This window comes from Streptomyces sp. NPDC006134, from assembly GCF_040628835.1.
Classification (GTDB): Bacteria; Actinomycetota; Actinomycetes; order Streptomycetales; family Streptomycetaceae; genus Streptomyces.
Genome location: NZ_JBEXTV010000096.1, coordinates 1 through 17,125, shown reverse-complemented (window position 1 = coordinate 17,125; position 17,125 = coordinate 1). Strand labels below are relative to the sequence as shown.

Below are 17,125 nucleotides of genomic sequence, written 5' to 3'. Positions count from 1 at the left end.
GACCGCGGTTTCCAGGTCGACGTGGCGCCGATCGGCGACGTGCGGTGGGTCGAGATCGACAACCACGACGATCTCGCCAAGGGCCGGGAGATCGCCTGCCGGTACTGACCCGGCCCGTCCGGCCCGCCCGGCCCGCCCTCCCGCCGGTCGCCGGCCGGGCCGAAGGGGCCCGGTTTGACCCCTGTGGGCAGGGCCCCGTAACCTTGACCGTCGGCGTGTCCACTGACACGCCACATCCCCGTAAACCTCTTCCTCCCGGACACAGGGCTGGCCGGGAGAGGCCGTCCGTCAATCCGGGCGGCTGGCCTGCGGGGGTGCCGTTCCCCGAGCGTAGAGAGTGAGTTCCGCGTGTACGCGATCGTGCGCAGCGGTGGTCGGCAGCACAAGGTTGCTGTCGGCGACATCGTCGAGGTTGACAAGATTTCCACCGCCAAGGTCGGCGACACGGTCGAGCTCTCGACCCTGCTGCTCGTCGACGGCGACTCCGTGACCAGCGACCCGTGGGTGCTGGCCGGCATCAAGGTCCAGGCCGAGGTCGTGGACCACCACAAGGGCCAGAAGATCGACATTCTGCGCTACAAGAACAAGACCGGCTACCGTCGTCGTCAGGGCCACCGCCAGCAGTACACGGCGATCAAGGTCACTGAGATCCCCACGGCTGCGAAGTAAGGGACTGAGAACAGATGGCACACAAGAAGGGCGCATCGTCCACCCGGAACGGTCGCGACTCCAACGCCCAGCGGCTCGGCGTGAAGCGCTTCGGCGGTCAGGTCGTCAACGCGGGTGAGATCCTGGTCCGCCAGCGCGGCACCCACTTCCACCCGGGCGCCGGTGTCGGCCGTGGCGGCGACGACACGCTGTTCGCCCTGCAGGCCGGTTCGGTGCAGTTCGGCACCCACCGTGGCCGCAAGGTCGTGAACATCGTTCCGGTCGCCTGATCGGACACTTTCGCGAGGCGGACCTCACTTCCCCGACGGGAAGCGGGTCCGCCTTTCGCGCGTTAAAGCGTTGAAGCGTTAAAGCAGAGAACAACCCCGTACTTCCCCGGCCCCGGCCGGGGCACCCCCAGGAGGCACCCCACCATGACCACCTTCGTGGACCGCGTCGAACTCCACGTCGCCGCGGGTAACGGAGGCCACGGCTGTGCCTCCGTCCACCGTGAGAAGTTCAAGCCGCTGGGCGGCCCGGACGGCGGCAACGGCGGCCGTGGCGGCGACGTGATCCTCACCGTCGACCAGTCGGTGACCACGCTGCTGGACTACCACCACTCCCCGCACCGCAAGGCCACCAACGGCAAGCCCGGCGAGGGCGGCAACCGCTCCGGCAAGGACGGCCAGGACCTGGTCCTGCCGGTGCCGGACGGCACCGTGGTCCTCGACAAGGCGGGCAACGTCCTGGCCGACCTGGTCGGCCACGGCACCTCCTACGTCGCCGCGCAGGGCGGCCGGGGCGGCCTCGGCAACGCGGCGCTGGCCTCCGCGCGGCGCAAGGCGCCCGGCTTCGCGCTGCTCGGCGAGCCCGGTGACGTGTGCGAGATCGTGCTGGAGCTGAAGACCGTCGCCGACGTGGCGCTGGTCGGCTACCCGAGCGCGGGCAAGTCGTCGCTGATCTCCGTCCTCAGCGCGGCCAAGCCGAAGATCGCCGACTACCCCTTCACCACCCTGGTGCCCAACCTGGGCGTGGTGACGGCCGGCTCGACCGTCTACACGATCGCCGACGTCCCCGGCCTCATCCCCGGCGCCAGCCAGGGCAGAGGGCTGGGACTGGAGTTCCTGCGGCACGTGGAGCGGTGCAGCGTGCTGGTGCACGTGCTGGACACGGCCACGCTGGAGTCCGACCGCGACCCCGTCTCCGACCTCGACGTCATCGAGGAGGAGCTGCGGCAGTACGGCGGCCTCGACAACCGTCCGCGGATCGTCGTCCTGAACAAGATCGACGTACCGGACGGCAAGGATCTCGCCGAGATGGTGCGGCCGGAGCTCCAGGCGCGCGGATACCGCGTGTTCGAGGTGTCGGCGGTCGCGCACACCGGGCTGAAGGAGCTGTCGTTCGCGCTGGCCGAGCTGGTGGCCGCCGCGCGTGCCGCCAAGCCCAGGGAAGAGGCGACGCGCATCGTGATCCGGCCCAAGGCGGTCGACGACGCGGGCTTCACCGTCACGCGCGAGGACGACGGCCTGTTCCGGGTGCGCGGCGAGAAGCCGGAGCGCTGGGTGCGGCAGACCGACTTCAACAACGACGAGGCCGTCGGCTACCTCGCCGACCGGCTCAACCGCCTCGGCGTCGAGGAGGAGCTGATGAAGGCGGGCGCCCGCTCCGGGGACGGTGTCGCCATCGGTCCCGAGGAGAACGCGGTCGTCTTCGACTGGGAGCCGTCGGTGATGGCCGGCGCCGAGATGCTCGGCCGGCGTGGCGAGGACCACCGTCTGGAGGCGCCCCGCCCGGCCGCACAGCGGCGCCGGGACCGGCAGGCCGAGCGGGACGAGGCGCAGCGGGAGTTCGACGACTTCGAGCCGTTCTAGAGAGGTTCGTTGCTCTGAGAGGTTCGTCCTCCCGGGCGCCGGCGGTTGTCGTCCGCGAGACCGGCCCGGACGGTGTCGTGCGGCAGCGTGCGGTGCCGGTGCGCGGTATGTGCGCCGGTCCTCCGCCGACGTGTCCGATCGTGACCGTTCGGTGGACAACGTCGGGCGGCCCGTCCCCGTCCAACGTGCGGGGCCGCCGCGCGCCCAGATGCCGCTGCGGCGCACCAGGCCGGAGGCGTACACGTTGATGCCGACGTGCCGCAGCCCTTCCCGCCAGGTGCCGCCCTTGCGCAGCTTGGCGGGGTCCGGCCCCAGCTCCCAGCCCGCCCAGTCGTAGTGGTAGCGGCGCTGGCCGGAGCCCGTGGTGCACTCCGGGCGGTGGACGTTCCTGGCCGGCGGGAACATGCGGCGGCGGGAGCCGTCCCGCTTGAGCCGGACGACCTTGACGCTGCTCCGCTTGGACGGCAGGTCGGTCTTGTCGATGCACGCGCTGCCCGCGAGGTGGAGCTTGCCGTCCTGCCAGGTGACGGAGGCCGGCGGGGCGCGCAGCGACAGGCCGCCGCCGATGCGCAGGGCCGCCTTGGGCAGTTCGAAGCCCGCCTCCTCCAGCGTGCGGCAGCCGGCGTACTTGCGGAAGGTGCCGGAGACCTCGACCGGCTCCTTGCGGCGCTGGGAGGCCGGCAGCGCGATCAGCTCGGACATGGCGTGCTCGCGCTGCCGGCAGCCACCGGACCCGCAGGTCCGTGGGCAGCACCATGACGGCCTTGGGGCCGATGGTGTCCGGGCAGCGGTTGGCGGCCTCCAGGAAGGCCTCGTGGCACTCCGCGGTCGCGTCCGGCAGCACGACGGGGATGTCCTCGTGGGGATGCCCTCGGGGAAGGAGAAGCGGCGCTTCTTTCGGAAGGTGCGCCGGAAGACCTTGTCGCAGGCGATGCGGTCGGCTGTGAGCCGGGGGTACTCCGCTGTGTGAGTGCGCTTGCGGGCCGCGCCGAGGCCGGTGTTCTCCTTGCGGATCAGGGTGAACCGCTCGTCGCGGGCCGCGTACCTGGCGGAGATGGCCGCCGAGTCGTCGGGGGAGCCGTCGTCGACCGTCAGGATCTCGAGGTCGCGGAAGGTCTGCGCGGCCGGCGAGTCCAGGCAGGCCGGAAGAGAACGCTCTGCGTCGTGGACGGGACGATGACACCGAGCCGAGGGGCCATGGCCTGGTGGATCTCCTTTCGGGGGTCAGGCCCGCTCGACCGGTCCGAGCGCCTGGGCGGGAGTCGGGGCGTGGGAGCGTTCGTCGAACGGGACGAAGGGCAGCGGGGTCTTGTCACCGAGGAAGACGCGCCGGACCACGCGTTCGGCTGCGTGCCCGTCGTCGAATTCGCAGAAGCGCCGGCGGAAGGCGTCCCGGCGCCCGGCCGCGTCCCGGCTGTCGTAGTCACCCGACCCGAGCAGCCTGATCAGCTCGGCCTGCGAGGTGGCCACCGCGCCGGGCGGCTCCTCCAGGAGGTCGAAGTAGGTGCCGCGCACGACCGAGTAGATGTCCCAGTCGGGCGCGTAGACGATGATCGGACGGTCCAGGACGGCGTAGTCGAACATCGCCGAGGAGTAGTCGGTGATCAGCGCGTCGGCGGCGAGGTACAGCTCCTCCACGCGCGGGTGCCCGGACACGTCGACGATCCGGCCGCTGCGGCGCAGTTCGGCGATGTGCGGGGAGCTGCCGTAGAAGTAGTGGCCGCGCAGCATCAGGGTGACGTCGGGGCCGAGCTCGTCGGCCAGCCGGGCCAGGTCCAGGCTCGGGGTGAAGCCGGGCTGGTACTCGCGGTGGGTCGGCATGTACAGGAACGCCTTGTCGCCGTCGGCGAGCCCGAGGGCCTTCCGGGCCCGGCGCACCTCCTCGGCGCCGGCGGTGACCAGGATGTCGTTGCGCGGGTAGCCCGTCTCCAGCGAGACGTAGGAGCAGGGGTAGACCCGCTCCCAGACGGCGGTGGAGAAGCGGTTGGAGCTGATGCTGTAGTCCCAGCGGTCGCACCGCTCCATGAGCTTGGCGAAGTCCATGCGGGTGGAGGCCGGGTACTTCTGCTGGTCCAGGCCCATCGTCTTCAGCGGCGTGCCGTGGTGGGTCTGGAGGTGGATCTGGCCCTCCCGCTTCACCACGGCATCGGGGAAGTTCACGTTGTTGACGAGGTACTTGGCGCGCGCCACGGCCGTCCAGTACGCGCGCGAGCCGACGCGGACGTACTCCACGCCCTTGGGCACCCGGTCCACCGCGTCCGGCCGGATGGCCCACACGCGGCGCAGGTGCGGGGCCAGCCGGGCCAGTTCGGCGTCGATGGCCGCGGGGTTGCACGCGACGCTGCGGCTCCAGTAGGCGGAGAACAGCACCAGGTTCTCGTCCAGCGGCAGCCGCAGCTGCGACTGGTAGTGGACGCCCATCACGCTGCGCTTGGAGCGGTTGAGCGCGTCGCGGGTGCGCTTCTTGACCGTCTGGCGCAGCTTCATCGCGGTGGAGGCGCTCACCATGACCGCGTACGCGTCGCGCTCCAGCAGGGCGTACTTGTGGCCGCGGCCGCCCGGCGGGCGCTGGAAGCCCTGGGGCAGGCGGGCGCGGTAGTCGGCGGAGGCGCGGTGGAAGAACTCCGCGCGGGCCTTCTGCGGCAGGCGGCCCGGGCGCTCCAGCACGGTCAGGTAGTGGTCGACCATCTTGCGGAACAGCGGTCCGCGCCACCGGTCGAGCTCCTCGTGCGCGTCGAGGAACTCGAAGACGCGGCGGTACTGGTCGAAGACGTCGAAGTGCTTGCGGCTGACCGTCTTGAGGATGTTGCCGCCCTCGCGGCGCTGCCGGTACAGCACGCACACCCGGTCCAGCAGGGCGATCCGCTCGGCGCTGATCAGCGAGCAGAACGTCCAGGGGGCGTCCTCGTAGTACCCGGGCGGGAAGGTGAGGCCGGTGCGGTCGATGAAGTCGCGGCGGTAGGCCTTGTTCCAGACGATCTGGAGCAGGTCGAGCAGCTGCGGTCGCTCGGCGAGGGTGAAGACGTCCGGCCCGTCCTGCCGGAGCAGGTCCGCGCGCTGGTTGGGGCGGACCTTGCCGTCCCAGTAGGTGCGGGCGTAATCGAAGACGAGTATCTCGGGATCCGAGGTGGCTTCCAGGCGCTCGGATATCGCCCTCAGGGCCCCGTCGGACAGCGTGTCGTCGCTATCCAGGAACAGCACGTATTCACCCTGCGCCTTTTCCAGTCCCGCATTCCGCGCGCGCCCCAGGCCGACGTTTTCCGTGAGGTGAATCACATGAATCCGCGCGTCGCGCCGCGCGTACTCGTCGAGAATGGCCCCCGATCCGTCCGGCGAACAGTCGTCGACCGCGATGACCTCGAAGTCCGTGTAGTCCTGGCCGAGCACGGAGTCAAGGCACTCGGGCAGGTAGCCCTGCACCTTGTACACGGGGACGACGAGAGAGAGTTTGGGCATCCTTGCAACCTGTTCCGAGAACTGACCACGGGGCGCGGACTGGGGCCGGAATGTGTTTTGGGTACGGGACCTGGAGCGCGCCGCCGCGTCAGCGTAAAGGATTCACATGAAGTTTCCGTGAATGAGGCAGCGGAGGCATCAAGGGCCCGGAGGTGCCGGAGGATCCGGAAAAGGGGGCCGGGCGGGCCGCTCCGGGGCGACTGCGGAACTTGCTCGCGCTGGAGCAGGCATAAGGGCATTTATTCCCTTATGCCTGTTGTGTCCGACTCGATTTTCCCAGGCCCACGGACGAGTCTGCACCCAGTGACAACGACCCGGGAGGCACGAGGATGAGCTGGTTGGTCACGGGCGGAGCCGGATACATCGGCGCGCATGTGGTGCGCGCGATGACGGCGGGCGGTGAACGCGTCGTCGTCTACGACGACCTGTCCACCGGCAGCACCGAGCGGGTGCCCGAGGGAGTGCCGCTGGTCGTCGGCAGTGTGCTGGACGCGCCCCTGCTCGCCCGGACGATTCGTGACCATGCTGTGACAGGCGTGGTGCACATCGCGGCCAAGAAGCAGGTCGGCGAGTCCGTCGAGCGTCCGCTCCACTACTACCGGGAGAACGTCACCGGCCTGCAGACCCTCCTGGAGGCCATGACGGACGCGGGCGTCGGCAAGCTCGTGTTCTCCTCCTCCGCCGCGGTCTACGGCATGCCGGACGTGGACCTCGTCACGGAGGACACCCCCTGCGCGCCGATGAGCCCGTACGGCGAGACCAAGCTGGTCGGCGAGTGGCTGATCGCCGCCGCCGCCCGGGCGCACGGCATCCGCGCCGCCTCCCTGCGCTACTTCAACGTGGCGGGCGCCGCCGAGCCCGCGCTGGCCGACGCCGGCGTCTTCAACCTCATCCCCATGGTCTTCGAGCGCCTGGAGGCCGGCGAGGCCCCCCGCGTCTTCGGCGACGACTACGCCACACCGGACGGCACCTGCGTCCGCGACTACATTCACGTCGAGGACATCGCCTCCGCCCACCTCGCGGCGGCCCGGCGTCTGGGCGAGGCCGAGGCCGGCACCTCCCTCGTCCTCAACATCGGGCGCGGCGAGGGCAGCTCCGTGCGCGAGATGGTCGACCGCATCCTCAAGATCACCGGCAACGAGCACCTCGCGCCGGTGGTCGCGGACCGCAGGCCCGGCGACCCGGCCCGCGTGGTGGCGTCCGCCGACCGCATCCGGCGCGAGCTGGACTGGACCGCGCGGTACGGCCTGGACGACATGATCCAGTCGGCCTGGCGGGGCTGGCGGCACCTGCACGGCTGAGAGCCCCGAACAGAAGGGGCGCCCGGCTCGCGGCGTCCGGCACGCACGCTCGCCGCGTTGCCGAAACGCCCACGTGGCTCCGCCACGAGGGCGCTTTGGCTCCTTGCGCTCGCACGCACCGGACGCCGCGAGCCGATCGGACTCCCCTTTCTGGTCGGGCCTCTGAGCAGACGGCCCGCCGCCGGCCGTCCGGCCACCGGAACGGACGCGCGGCCCGGCGCCCGCCTCGCGTAGATTGCGGGGCGGGCAGCCGGACCGCGAACGAGGGGAAGAACCACAGGTGGCAGGGGCAAGGCAAGCCGTGAACGAGGCCCGCAGGATCGTCGTCAAGGTCGGCTCCTCGTCGCTGACCACCGCCGAGGGCGGGCTCGACGCCGACCGGGTCGACGCACTCGTCGACGTGCTGGCGAAGGTGCGCGGCGGGGGCGAGAGGGAGATCGTGCTGGTCTCCTCCGGCGCCATCGCCGCCGGCCTCGCCCCGCTGGGCCTGCGCCGCCGCCCGCGCGACCTCGCCCGCCAGCAGGCCGCCGCCAGCGTCGGCCAGGGCCTGCTCGTGGCCCGCTACACCGCCTCCTTCGCCCGCTACGGCGTCCGCGTCGGCCAGGTGCTGCTCACCAGCGACGACATGAGCCGCCGCGCCCACCACCGCAACGCCTCGCGCACCCTGGACAAGCTCCTCGCCATGGGCGCCTTCCCGGTCGTCAACGAGAACGACACCGTCGCCACCGACGAGATCCGCTTCGGCGACAACGACCGCCTCGCCGCCCTCGTCGCCCACCTGGTCCACGCCGACCTGCTGGTGCTCCTCTCCGACGTCGACGGCGTCTACGACGGCGACCCCGCCAGGCCGGGCACCTCGCGGATCGCCGAGGTGCGCGGGCCCCGGGACCTCGCGCACGTCGAGATCGGCAGCGCCGGCAAGGCCGGGGTGGGCACCGGCGGCATGGTCACCAAGGTCGAGGCGGCCCGCATCGCCGCCGCCGCCGGCATCCCCGTGGTGCTCACCAGCGCCGTCCACGCCGCCGACGCCCTGACCGGCCAGGACACCGGCACCTACTTCCACCCCACCGGCAAGCGGTCCGCCGACCGGCTGCTGTGGCTCCAGCACGCCTCCACCCCGCAGGGGGCGCTCACCCTCGACGACGGGGCGGTGCGCGCGGTCGTCGAGCGCCGCACCTCGCTGCTGCCGGCCGGGATCGCCGCCGTCGAGGGCGAGTTCAGCGCCGGGGACCCCGTCGAGCTGCGGGACGGCGAGGGGCGCGCGGTGGCGCGCGGGCTGGTCAACTTCGACGCCAAGGAGATCCCCCGGCTGCTCGGCCGCTCGACGCGGGAGCTGGCCCGGGAGCTCGGACCGGCGTACGAACGCGAGGTCGTACACAGGGACGATCTGGTCATCCTGCACCCGTAATGGGCCGAAACATCCCCGCACCGGTGGTGTACGTTCCGCAAAACCGCCCCACGAGCCCGTGCGGCCTGCTCAACTTTGTCCAGGGGGCGGGACCGCACGACGTCGCCCCGCCCGGACCAGTCCGCGCGACCCGCGGGTCGACCTGTGCACGAAGGAGGCCGTCGTGAGACGAGTGCGCCCGGGGACGGCGGCGTCCCGCGGTGGTGCCGGCTCCCGCGCGGCCGGCGAGGAGCGCGCCCTGACGAGCGTGGCGGCGGGGGACCGGTTCGAGGGCGGGGAACCGGCGGACCTCCCGCGCCTGTGGCACGTCACCCTGAGCGTCTCCGGCGCACGCGCCCCGCTGCCGGAGGTGCGGCGCGCCCTGGAGCAGCTCGCCCACGACCACCCCTTCCTGCTGACCAGCCGCTACGCCGACGACCACGCCGAGATCCGCTACTGGGAGGAGGCGCGCGACCTGCACGACGCCGCCGCCGTCGCGCTGCGCCTGTGGGGCGAGCACCGCCAGAGTGCGGGCCTGCCGCCCTGGGAGATCGTCGGCCTGGAGGTCATCGACCGCGCGACCTACCACCAGCGCGTCGCCGCGGGATACGGACCGGCACCGGCGACCCCGGTCGGGGTTCACCCCTTTTGAGCCCGTCTCGCGCTGTGGGACGGCCGCCGGCCGGGCCCGGCGCGCGCACTACGCTTCCCCCATGACCACGCTCTCGCCGTACGACTCGATGACCCCGGTCACCCAGGCCGCCTACCGTGCCAAGGCCGCCGCCGCCGATCTCGCCCCGCTGCCGCGGGCCGTGAAGGACGACGCGCTGCTCGCCATCGCGGACGCGCTGGAGGTCCGCACGAGCGAGATCGTCGAGGCCAACGCCCAGGACGTGGCCAAGGCCCACGAGGCCGGCACCAGCGAGGCCGTCATCGACCGGCTCACCCTGACCCCGGAGCGGGTGCGGGCCATCGCCGCCGACGTGCGGGACGTCGTCGCGCTGCCCGACCCGGTCGGCGAGGTCGTCCGCGGCAACACCCTCCCCAACGGCATCGACCTGCGCCAGGTCCGCGTCCCGCTCGGCGTGGTCGGGATCGTCTACGAGGGCCGGCCCAACGTCACGGTCGACGCCGCCGCCCTGTGCCTGAAGTCCGGCAACGCGGTCCTGCTGCGCGGCTCCTCCTCGGCGTACCGGTCCAACACCGCGCTCGTCCGGGTCCTGCGCGACGCCGTCGGCGGGGCCGGCCTGCCCGCCGACGCCGTGCAGCTCGTCCCCGGCGAGAGCCGCGAGAGCGTCCGCGAGCTGATGCGCGCCCGCGGCCTGGTCGACGTGCTCATCCCGCGCGGCGGCGCCTCGCTGATCAACACCGTCGTCCAGGAGTCCGTCGTCCCCGTCATCGAGACCGGCACCGGCAACTGCCACGTCTACGTCGACGCCGCCGCCGACCTCGACATGGCGGTCGAGATCCTGGTCAACTCCAAGGCGCAGCGCGTCAGCGTCTGCAACGCCGCCGAGACGCTCCTCGTCCACCAGGACATCGCCGCCGCGTTCCTGCCCCGCGCCCTGGACGCCCTCGCCGACGCCGGGGTCACCGTCCACGCCGACGAGCGCGTGATGGCCTACGCCAAGGACTCCCGGGCGACGGTGGTCGAGGCCACGGCGGAGGACTGGGAGACGGAGTACCTGTCGTACGACATCGCCGCCGCGGTCGTCGACTCCCTCGACAAGGCCGTCGAGCACATCCGGCTGTGGACCTCCGGGCACACCGAGGCCATCGTCACCACCTCCCAGCAGGCCGCCCGCCGCTTCACCCAGCTGGTCGACTCCACGACGGTCGCGGTCAACGCCTCCACCCGCTTCACCGACGGCGGCCAGTTCGGCTTCGGCGCCGAGATCGGCATCTCCACGCAGAAGCTGCACGCCCGGGGCCCGATGGGGCTGCCGGAGCTGACCAGCACCAAGTACATCGTCACCGGCGACGGGCACGTCCGGCGCTGAGCGCCGCACACACCGACAACGGCGCATATGCGCCCGGCAGGCGCCCGCCGGCCGGGCGCGCGCCGGGGAAGCACCGTCTCGCCCTCCGGACGAATTTCCATACCGTCTGCCCAAATTGACCCCTCAGGTCTACTCTGGATCCGTGCCGGAGGACGTGGGGGGCACGCCGTTCCCTGACGGCTGGGACGGCTGGGAGCCCGACAGCGACCACGACCGCGGAGCGCCGGACGAAGAGTTCGCCTCCGTGGTCTTCGACGAGGCGTTCGTACGGGCGGCCGTGGTGCACGAGCCGACCGCCGTCGAACGTCTCCTGGCCGCCGCCCAGGCCAGAGCCGAGGCCTCCGAGACGGAGGCCCGCCGGAGCCGGCCCAGGAGCGAGCGGTACGACGACGGGTACGGCGGCTTCGGCCCCGATCCCGGCCTCGACACCCTGGACGACGACACCGACGCCCCGGACGGCCCCTACGGCCATCCGGGGACGTATGGCAAGCAGGTCCGCTGGCACCGCCCCGTCGCCTGGGTGCTCGCCCTCGTGATGGGCGTCGGCATGGTCGCGCTGGCCTTCACGGCCGTCTACCGGGGCGCGTCCTCGGGAGGCGGCCGGGAGCAGGTCCCGTCGCCGGTCTCCACCCGCCCGGAGCAGGGCGGCCCGGCGTCCCCCTCGGCCTCCGCGGACTACTCCCAGCCGGCCGTCCCGGTGATCCCGCGCAGCCCCTGAGGGCCACCGCGGCGACCTGACGCGGGACCGGCCGGACCGGGCGCGCACGGGGCGTTTACCGGGGCTCGCGCCGACCTACTCTGAAGGTATGGGAGGGCCTGGAGACCCGCCTGAGGGAACACCCGAGGGCGTCCCCTCAGGAGGCGAGGACGAGTACCGCTCCGTCGTCTTCGACGAGTCGTTCGTCCGCGCTGCCCGCCTCCAGGAGTACTCCGCCCAGGAGCGCATGACCGACCACGCGCCCGCCGTGCGCCGCCGCCCACCGCTGCGCCGGGCCGGACTGCCCCGGCAGGCGCTCGTCCTCGTCGTGCTGATCGCCCTCGCCTTCGGCACCGCGATCTACATGGGCCTGCGGCAGCCGTACCAGGCGCCCGCCGCCCGGGAGCCCGCCGAGCCGCTGCGCACGACCGTCGTCCCGCTCGTCCCGCAGGGCCGGGTGCCCGGCACCGCCGATCCCGCCCGCCTGTTCGCGCACAGTCCCGCCGCGGGGTTCCGCACCGGTGCCGCGGGCGTCCCGCTCCCGCCGGTCGAGCGCACCGCGCACTTCTCCGACGACCAGGTCCGCACCGCCCTGACCACCGCGAAGGAGTACATCGTCCGCTCCGCGCTCGACCCGGAGGTGCTCGGCGGCCGGCAGGTGCGCTCCGTGCGGGTCCTGCTCGACCCCGACCAGCTGGACCAGTTCGACAAGAGCTTCCGCAGCCCCGCCGCCGACGGCCGGCACGCGCCCACCGGATGGCTGGTGCGCTTCGACCCCTCCCGTGCCGCGCTCGCCGACCCCGGGGTCCGGGCGCACGGCACCCTGGGGGTCGCCGAGACCGACTCCGCCACCCTGGAGGTCACCGCCGACCACGTCTTCGTCTACGCGCTGCGGCCCGCCGGGAAGGACCGGGCCGAGGCGTCCCTGTTCACCGTCCGGCGCGAACTGCGCTTCCGCTTCGACCGGGACGACCTGCGCCTGCGCCAGGCCCGGCTCGTCGTCTCCTCCGTCCAGGCCGGTCCGCTGTCCTGCGCCGAGAAGTCGGCGGACCACCTGCGTCCGCTGCTCGCCGGCCAGACCGCCGAGGCGGGCGCCCCGGCCGGCACCGACCCGTACGTCACGGACGGCGCCACGGCCCTGTGCGGGACGCTGGCGGCGAGCGCGCAGCCGAGGGTGTGACGCGGTGTGACGCGGGGGTGCGCGCCGAGGCGTGCGTGATCGGTCCCGGCGGGTGTGCTCTCGGCATGCGCGACCGATCCCGGTGTGTGCGGTCCCGGGGTGCGTGATCTCGGGCGGCGGGCCGGGGGGCCGGTCCGGTGGTCAGTCCCCGTCGCGCGGCGGCCGGCCGCCCGGCGTCTCGCCGCCGCCGGAGCCCTCCGGGCCCGCGGAGTCCTCCGGGCCCGTCGGTCCCGAGCTCTTCTCCGGCCCGCCGGAGGACTTCGGCGACCGCGGCTGGGTGCCCGTGAAGCCGCCGAAGCCGCGCCGCACCCGCTCGCCGAGGTCCCCGGCGCCGCCCGCGAGGTCGTTCACCAGCTTCATCAGCGGGTCCTTGGAGCTGCGCACGTGCGTGGCGTAGCTGGACGCCGACTCCCGGAAGGAGTCCCGGACGGAGGTGTCCCGGTCCTCGCCGCGCCGCGGGTAATGGCCGTCCATGAGCCGCTGGTAGTCGCGGGAGGCGGCCCACTTCTTCAGCTCGGCGGCTCGCACGGTGGTGAACGGGTGGGAGCGCGGCAGCACGTTCAGGATCTTCAGGACGGAGTCGCGCAGGTCGCCCCCGGCCTCGTACTCGTCGGCCTGCTCCAGGAACGCGTCGACGTTCATCTCGTGCAGGTGGTTGCCGCCCGCGATCTTCATCAGGCCGCGCATGGAGGCGTGCAGGTCCTGGCCGGCCAGGAGCCCCGCGCGGTCGGCAGACAGCTCCGACTTGCGGAACCACTCGCGCAGCGCGGTCACGATCGCCATGATCGCGACGTTGCCGAGCGGGATCCAGGCCACCCGGACCGCGAGGCTGGTGAGGAAGAGCAGCACGGTCCGGTAGACCGCGTGCCCGGACAGCGCGTGCCCGACCTCGTGGCCGACGACCGCCCGCATCTCCTCCTCGTCGAGCAGCTCCACCAGGCCGGTGGTGACGACGATGATCGGCTCGTCCAGGCCGACGCACATCGCGTTCGGCTTCGGGTCCTGGGTGACGTACATCGGCGGGACCTTCTCCAGGTCCAGGATGTAGCAGGCGTCGCGCAGCATGTCGTTCAGGTGGGGGAACTGCCGGTCCGAGACGCGCACGGAGTCGGACAGGAACAGCAGCCTCAGGCTCCGCTCGGGCAGCAGGCCGCTGAGGGCCTTGAAGACCGTGTCGAAGCCGCTCAGCTTGCGCAGCGCCACCAGGGCGCTGCGGTCGGCCGGATGCTCGTACGCACGCGAGGAGATCTCCGGGAAGCGCCGGCGCTGCCGGCTCGGCACGCTCTCGTGCCCGGTGTGCTGCTGGCCGTCGGACATGTCTTCCCCCATGCGTGTGTGTGGGGTCCTTTACGGACCCTTGTGCGGCCTTTTGTGCCCCCGAAGCAGAGCCCAGCCTAGGCGGAGATACCGTGGACGGGCAGTACAGCGAAGGAGAGGCCGCACCATGGAGCACGTCCCCCGTACCGCCTGGCTCGCCGAGGCCGCGCGCGCCGCCGAGCAGCAAGGGCCGGGAAACCTGCTCCGGGTCGTCCTGGTCGTGATGGTGCTGGGCTGTGTGCTGACCGCGTGGTTCCTGCTGCGGGGGTACAAGCGGAAGGACGACTGAGGCGACCGGAAGGTTCCCCGGGCGGGGCGGACGGCGAAGGCACCGGTGTCCCCGGAGCGGACGGACGTCCCCAACGGCGGAGTCGGCGTGATCGCCCGCACGGCTCCCGCATACGATGAGCCGACGTCTTTATCCCGCCCACACCTGATAGGTCCTGCCGAAGATGAGCTTCCACAGCACCGCTGCCCAGCTGGTCACCCTCGCCGCCGAGGGCCAGGAGCACGGCGGCAACCACGAGAGCCTCAGCCCCTACCTCACCGGCGGCGCCGCCTTCGTCATCCTGATGCTCCTGCTGTGGGTCACCACGCGCTTCAACCGCGACCGCTAGACGGCACTCCGGAGGCGTCGCGCCCGGCCGCCGGAGGCTGTGGAGCCCGGGGGCGGCCGAAGCCCCCGGACCGGGCCGGTAGGGTCTGCTCGCATGGGAGAGCAGGACATGCCTACCGGTCCGGCGAACGACACGGCGAGCGGCGCACAGGAGCGCCCCGCTCCCGGCCGTGCCGCCGGCCCCGGCAACGGCCCGGTGCACACGGGCAAGCGCCGCCTCGGCGTCATGGGCGGCACTTTCGACCCGATCCACCACGGACACCTGGTGGCGGCGAGCGAGGTCGCCGCGCGGTTCCACCTCGACGAAGTGGTGTTCGTCCCCACCGGCCAGCCGTGGCAGAAGAGCCACCGCAAGGTCTCCGCGGCCGAGGACCGCTATCTGATGACGGTCATCGCGACCGCCGAGAACCCGCAGTTCTCGGTGAGCCGCATCGACATCGACCGCGGCGGTCCCACCTACACCGTGGACACCCTGCGTGACCTGCGCGCCCTCAACCCGGACACGGACCTGTTCTTCATCACCGGTGCCGACGCGCTGGCACAGATCCTGACCTGGCACAACAGCGAGGAACTGTTCTCCCTGGCGCACTTCGTCGGCGTCACCCGGCCCGGCCACCACCTGACCGACCCGGGCCTCCCCGAGGGCGGCGTCTCCCTCGTCGAGGTCCCCGCTCTCGCCATCTCCTCCACGGACTGCCGTGCGAGAGTCGCCAAGGGCGACCCCGTCTGGTACCTGGTGCCCGACGGAGTCGTGCGCTACATCGACAAGCGCCAGCTGTACCACGGCGACTGAGCCGAGAGGGGCACCGGTGAACGACCGATACGACGCGGGGTACGGGGGCGCTGCGTACGAGCTCGTCGGCTACGACGAGTACGGCCAGCCCGTGTACCGCCAGGCCCCGGTGCAGCAGCACGCGCACCAGCAGCCGTACGACCCGTACGACCCGTACGGGCAGCACGACCAGCAGGGATACGCCTACGATCCGTACACCACGGGTGCGCAGCAGGCCGCCCCGTCCTACGGCACCCAGGCCCTGGACACCGGCCACGACCCTTACGGCTCCTACGCCTCCGGCGCCCACCAGGACGGCGGGAGCGGGCAGCCGCACGGAGCGTACGACCCGTACGACCCGTACGACCCGTACGGGCAGGCCGCGGCCGGCGGGCCGCAGGCGCGCGTCGCCGAGCAGGCCGCCTACATCCCCCAGCAGGCCGGCCCGCCCGACGAGCCGGAACCCGCCGCGAGGGCCGATGTCGCAGGAGCCGAAGCCGCAGGGGCCGAACCGGAGTACCGCACCGAGCAGTTCGCCTTCGTCGAGGAGCCGGACGGCGACTCCGAGGACGTCATCGACTGGCTGAAGTTCACCGAGAACCGCACCGAGCGCCGCGAGGAGGCCCGCCGCCGCGCACGCGCGCGTGTGATCGCGCTGGCCGTCGTCCTGGCGCTGTGCGCGGTCGGCGGGGTCGGCTGGCTCTGGTACGCGGGGAAGCTCCCCGGGCTGTCGTCCTCCGACGCGGAGACGGGCGGTACGACGGCGGCGGGCGCCCAGAAGCGCGACGTGATCGTCGTCCACCTGCACGACACCAGGAACGGCGGCACCACCACGGCGCTGCTCGTCGACAACGCCACCACCCGGCGGGGCACCACCGTCCTGCTGCCCAACTCCCTCACGCTGACCGGCGACGACGGCACCACCACCACGCTCGCCAAGTCCGTCGAGGACGCCGGCGCCGACGGCACCCAGGACGCGCTGGACTCGGTCCTCGGCACCTCCATCCAGGGCACCTGGCGGCTGGACACCCCCTACCTCCAGAACCTCGTCGACCTGGTCGGCAACATCGACGTCGACACCGACACCGACGTGCCCGACCCGGACTCCAAGAAGAAGGACGCGGCGCCGCTGGTCCACAAGGGCGAGAACCAGACCCTGAGCGGGAAGATGGCGGTCGCCTACGCCACCTACCGCGCCCCCGAGGAGTCCCCGAACGCCCAGCTGGAGCGGTTCGGGCAGGTCATGCAGGGCGTGCTGCGCAAGCTGCCCTCCGACCCGCAGGCCGCGACCACCACCATCCAGACGCTGGCGCAGATCCTGGACCCGCCGCTCACCGACAAGGAGCTCGGCACCTTCCTCGCCGGGCTGGCCGACCTCGCCAAGGGCGGCGACTGCAAGACGGCGCTGCTGCCGGTCCAGCCGGACGGCACGCTCGACGCCGAGGCGAGCGACAGCGTCGTCAAGGACATCCTGGGCGGCACCGCCAAGAGCCCCGACCGGGACTCCGCCGTGCGCGTCCTGGTGCAGAACGCCGGCGGGACGCGGGACGACACCGACAAGGCCCGCGTCGCGCTTCTCAACGGCGGCTTCACCTTCCTGGAGGGCGGCACGGCGTCCGCCCGGCCGACGTCCCGGGTGCTCTACGCGGACGCCGCCGACAAGGAGAACGCCACCGAGGTCGCCAAGACCCTGGGCCTTCCGGCCGGCGCCGTCACCCAGGGGAAGGTTTCCTCGACCGCGGACGTCGCGGTCCTCCTCGGCCAGGACTACGAGCCGTCGTCGTAGGGACGCCGGGCACACCACGGCCCCGGGGGGGGGGCGGGGGCCCCCCGGAGACCCGCCGCGCCCCCGGGACGACATCAGCCACCCGTAAACCAAA

The 17,125-nt window shown here is 72.4% G+C and carries 15 protein-coding genes and 2 pseudogenes; 14 read left to right on the top strand and 3 right to left on the bottom strand.

The window, feature by feature from the left end; all coding sequences use genetic code 11:
* The 4 genes and pseudogenes from ABZ340_RS35035 to obgE form a co-directional block, all read left to right on the top strand.
* A pseudogene (locus ABZ340_RS35035) lies at positions 1-108 on the top strand (phosphocholine cytidylyltransferase family protein); the annotation flags it as partial.
* A 240-nt stretch (positions 109-348) separates the two neighbouring features.
* Entirely contained in the window at positions 349-669 is a 321-nt protein-coding gene (rplU, locus tag ABZ340_RS35030; protein ID WP_164391257.1) for a 50S ribosomal protein L21, read from the top strand.
* Positions 670-683: 14 nt separating this feature from the next.
* Positions 684-938, top strand: coding sequence for a 50S ribosomal protein L27 (rpmA, locus tag ABZ340_RS35025; protein WP_010041940.1), 255 nt, complete (start codon positions 684-686; stop codon positions 936-938).
* Between the two features lie 144 nt (positions 939-1,082).
* Entirely contained in the window at positions 1,083-2,519 is a 1,437-nt protein-coding gene (gene obgE / locus ABZ340_RS35020) for a GTPase ObgE (RefSeq protein WP_358785931.1), read from the top strand.
* A 1,035-nt stretch (positions 2,520-3,554) separates the two neighbouring features.
* Here obgE and ABZ340_RS35015 read toward each other — a convergent pair.
* Positions 3,555-3,656 (bottom strand): annotated as a pseudogene (locus ABZ340_RS35015) (glycosyltransferase); the annotation flags it as partial.
* 87 nt (positions 3,657-3,743) lie between these two features.
* The gene (locus ABZ340_RS35010; protein ID WP_358785930.1) at positions 3,744-5,975 is read right to left on the bottom strand and encodes a bifunctional glycosyltransferase family 2 protein/CDP-glycerol:glycerophosphate glycerophosphotransferase; all 2,232 of its coding nucleotides are present in this window, start codon (positions 5,973-5,975) and stop codon (positions 3,744-3,746) included.
* Between the two features lie 329 nt (positions 5,976-6,304).
* Here ABZ340_RS35010 and galE point away from each other — a divergent pair, with 329 nt between their 5' ends.
* The 6 genes from galE (at position 6,305) to ABZ340_RS34980 (ending at position 12,540) form a co-directional block, all read left to right on the top strand.
* Positions 6,305-7,276: a UDP-glucose 4-epimerase GalE gene (gene galE, locus ABZ340_RS35005; RefSeq protein WP_358785929.1), complete on the top strand. Its 972-nt coding sequence runs from the start codon at positions 6,305-6,307 to the stop codon at positions 7,274-7,276.
* 301 nt (positions 7,277-7,577) lie between these two features.
* Positions 7,578-8,684: a glutamate 5-kinase gene (gene proB / locus ABZ340_RS35000; RefSeq protein WP_358785928.1), complete on the top strand. Its 1,107-nt coding sequence runs from the start codon at positions 7,578-7,580 to the stop codon at positions 8,682-8,684.
* Positions 8,685-8,856: 172 nt separating this feature from the next.
* Positions 8,857-9,315 carry a hypothetical protein gene (locus tag ABZ340_RS34995; RefSeq protein WP_358785933.1) on the top strand — a complete coding sequence of 153 codons (459 nt, stop codon included), beginning with the start codon at positions 8,857-8,859 and terminating at the stop codon, positions 9,313-9,315.
* 61 nt (positions 9,316-9,376) lie between these two features.
* Positions 9,377-10,663, top strand: coding sequence for a glutamate-5-semialdehyde dehydrogenase (locus ABZ340_RS34990; protein ID WP_358785927.1), 1,287 nt, complete (start codon positions 9,377-9,379; stop codon positions 10,661-10,663).
* A gap of 115 nt (positions 10,664-10,778) precedes the next feature.
* The gene (locus ABZ340_RS34985) at positions 10,779-11,381 is read left to right on the top strand and encodes a hypothetical protein (protein ID WP_358785926.1); all 603 of its coding nucleotides are present in this window, start codon (positions 10,779-10,781) and stop codon (positions 11,379-11,381) included.
* Between the two features lie 88 nt (positions 11,382-11,469).
* The gene (locus ABZ340_RS34980) at positions 11,470-12,540 is read left to right on the top strand and encodes a hypothetical protein (protein WP_358785925.1); all 1,071 of its coding nucleotides are present in this window, start codon (positions 11,470-11,472) and stop codon (positions 12,538-12,540) included.
* 141 nt (positions 12,541-12,681) lie between these two features.
* On the opposite strand, the gene ABZ340_RS34975 is transcribed toward ABZ340_RS34980, so the two are convergent.
* Positions 12,682-13,857, bottom strand: a complete 1,176-nt coding sequence (locus ABZ340_RS34975; RefSeq protein ID WP_358785932.1) for a M48 family metallopeptidase — start codon at positions 13,855-13,857, stop codon at positions 12,682-12,684.
* A gap of 127 nt (positions 13,858-13,984) precedes the next feature.
* Between ABZ340_RS34975 and ABZ340_RS34970 the strand changes: the two genes are divergently transcribed.
* The 4 genes from ABZ340_RS34970 (at position 13,985) to ABZ340_RS34955 (ending at position 17,031) form a co-directional block, all read left to right on the top strand.
* Positions 13,985-14,146, top strand: a complete 162-nt coding sequence (locus ABZ340_RS34970; RefSeq protein ID WP_358785924.1) for a hypothetical protein — start codon at positions 13,985-13,987, stop codon at positions 14,144-14,146.
* A 163-nt stretch (positions 14,147-14,309) separates the two neighbouring features.
* Complete coding sequence (locus ABZ340_RS34965) at positions 14,310-14,474, top strand: hypothetical protein (RefSeq protein WP_358785923.1); 165 nt, start codon at positions 14,310-14,312, stop codon at positions 14,472-14,474.
* 93 nt (positions 14,475-14,567) lie between these two features.
* On the top strand, positions 14,568-15,266 hold the full coding sequence (gene nadD, locus ABZ340_RS34960) for a nicotinate-nucleotide adenylyltransferase (RefSeq protein WP_358785922.1): 699 nt from the start codon (positions 14,568-14,570) through the stop codon (positions 15,264-15,266).
* 16 nt (positions 15,267-15,282) lie between these two features.
* Positions 15,283-17,031, top strand: a complete 1,749-nt coding sequence (locus tag ABZ340_RS34955) for an LCP family protein (RefSeq protein WP_358785921.1) — start codon at positions 15,283-15,285, stop codon at positions 17,029-17,031.
* Positions 17,032-17,125: the final 94 nt, after the last annotated feature.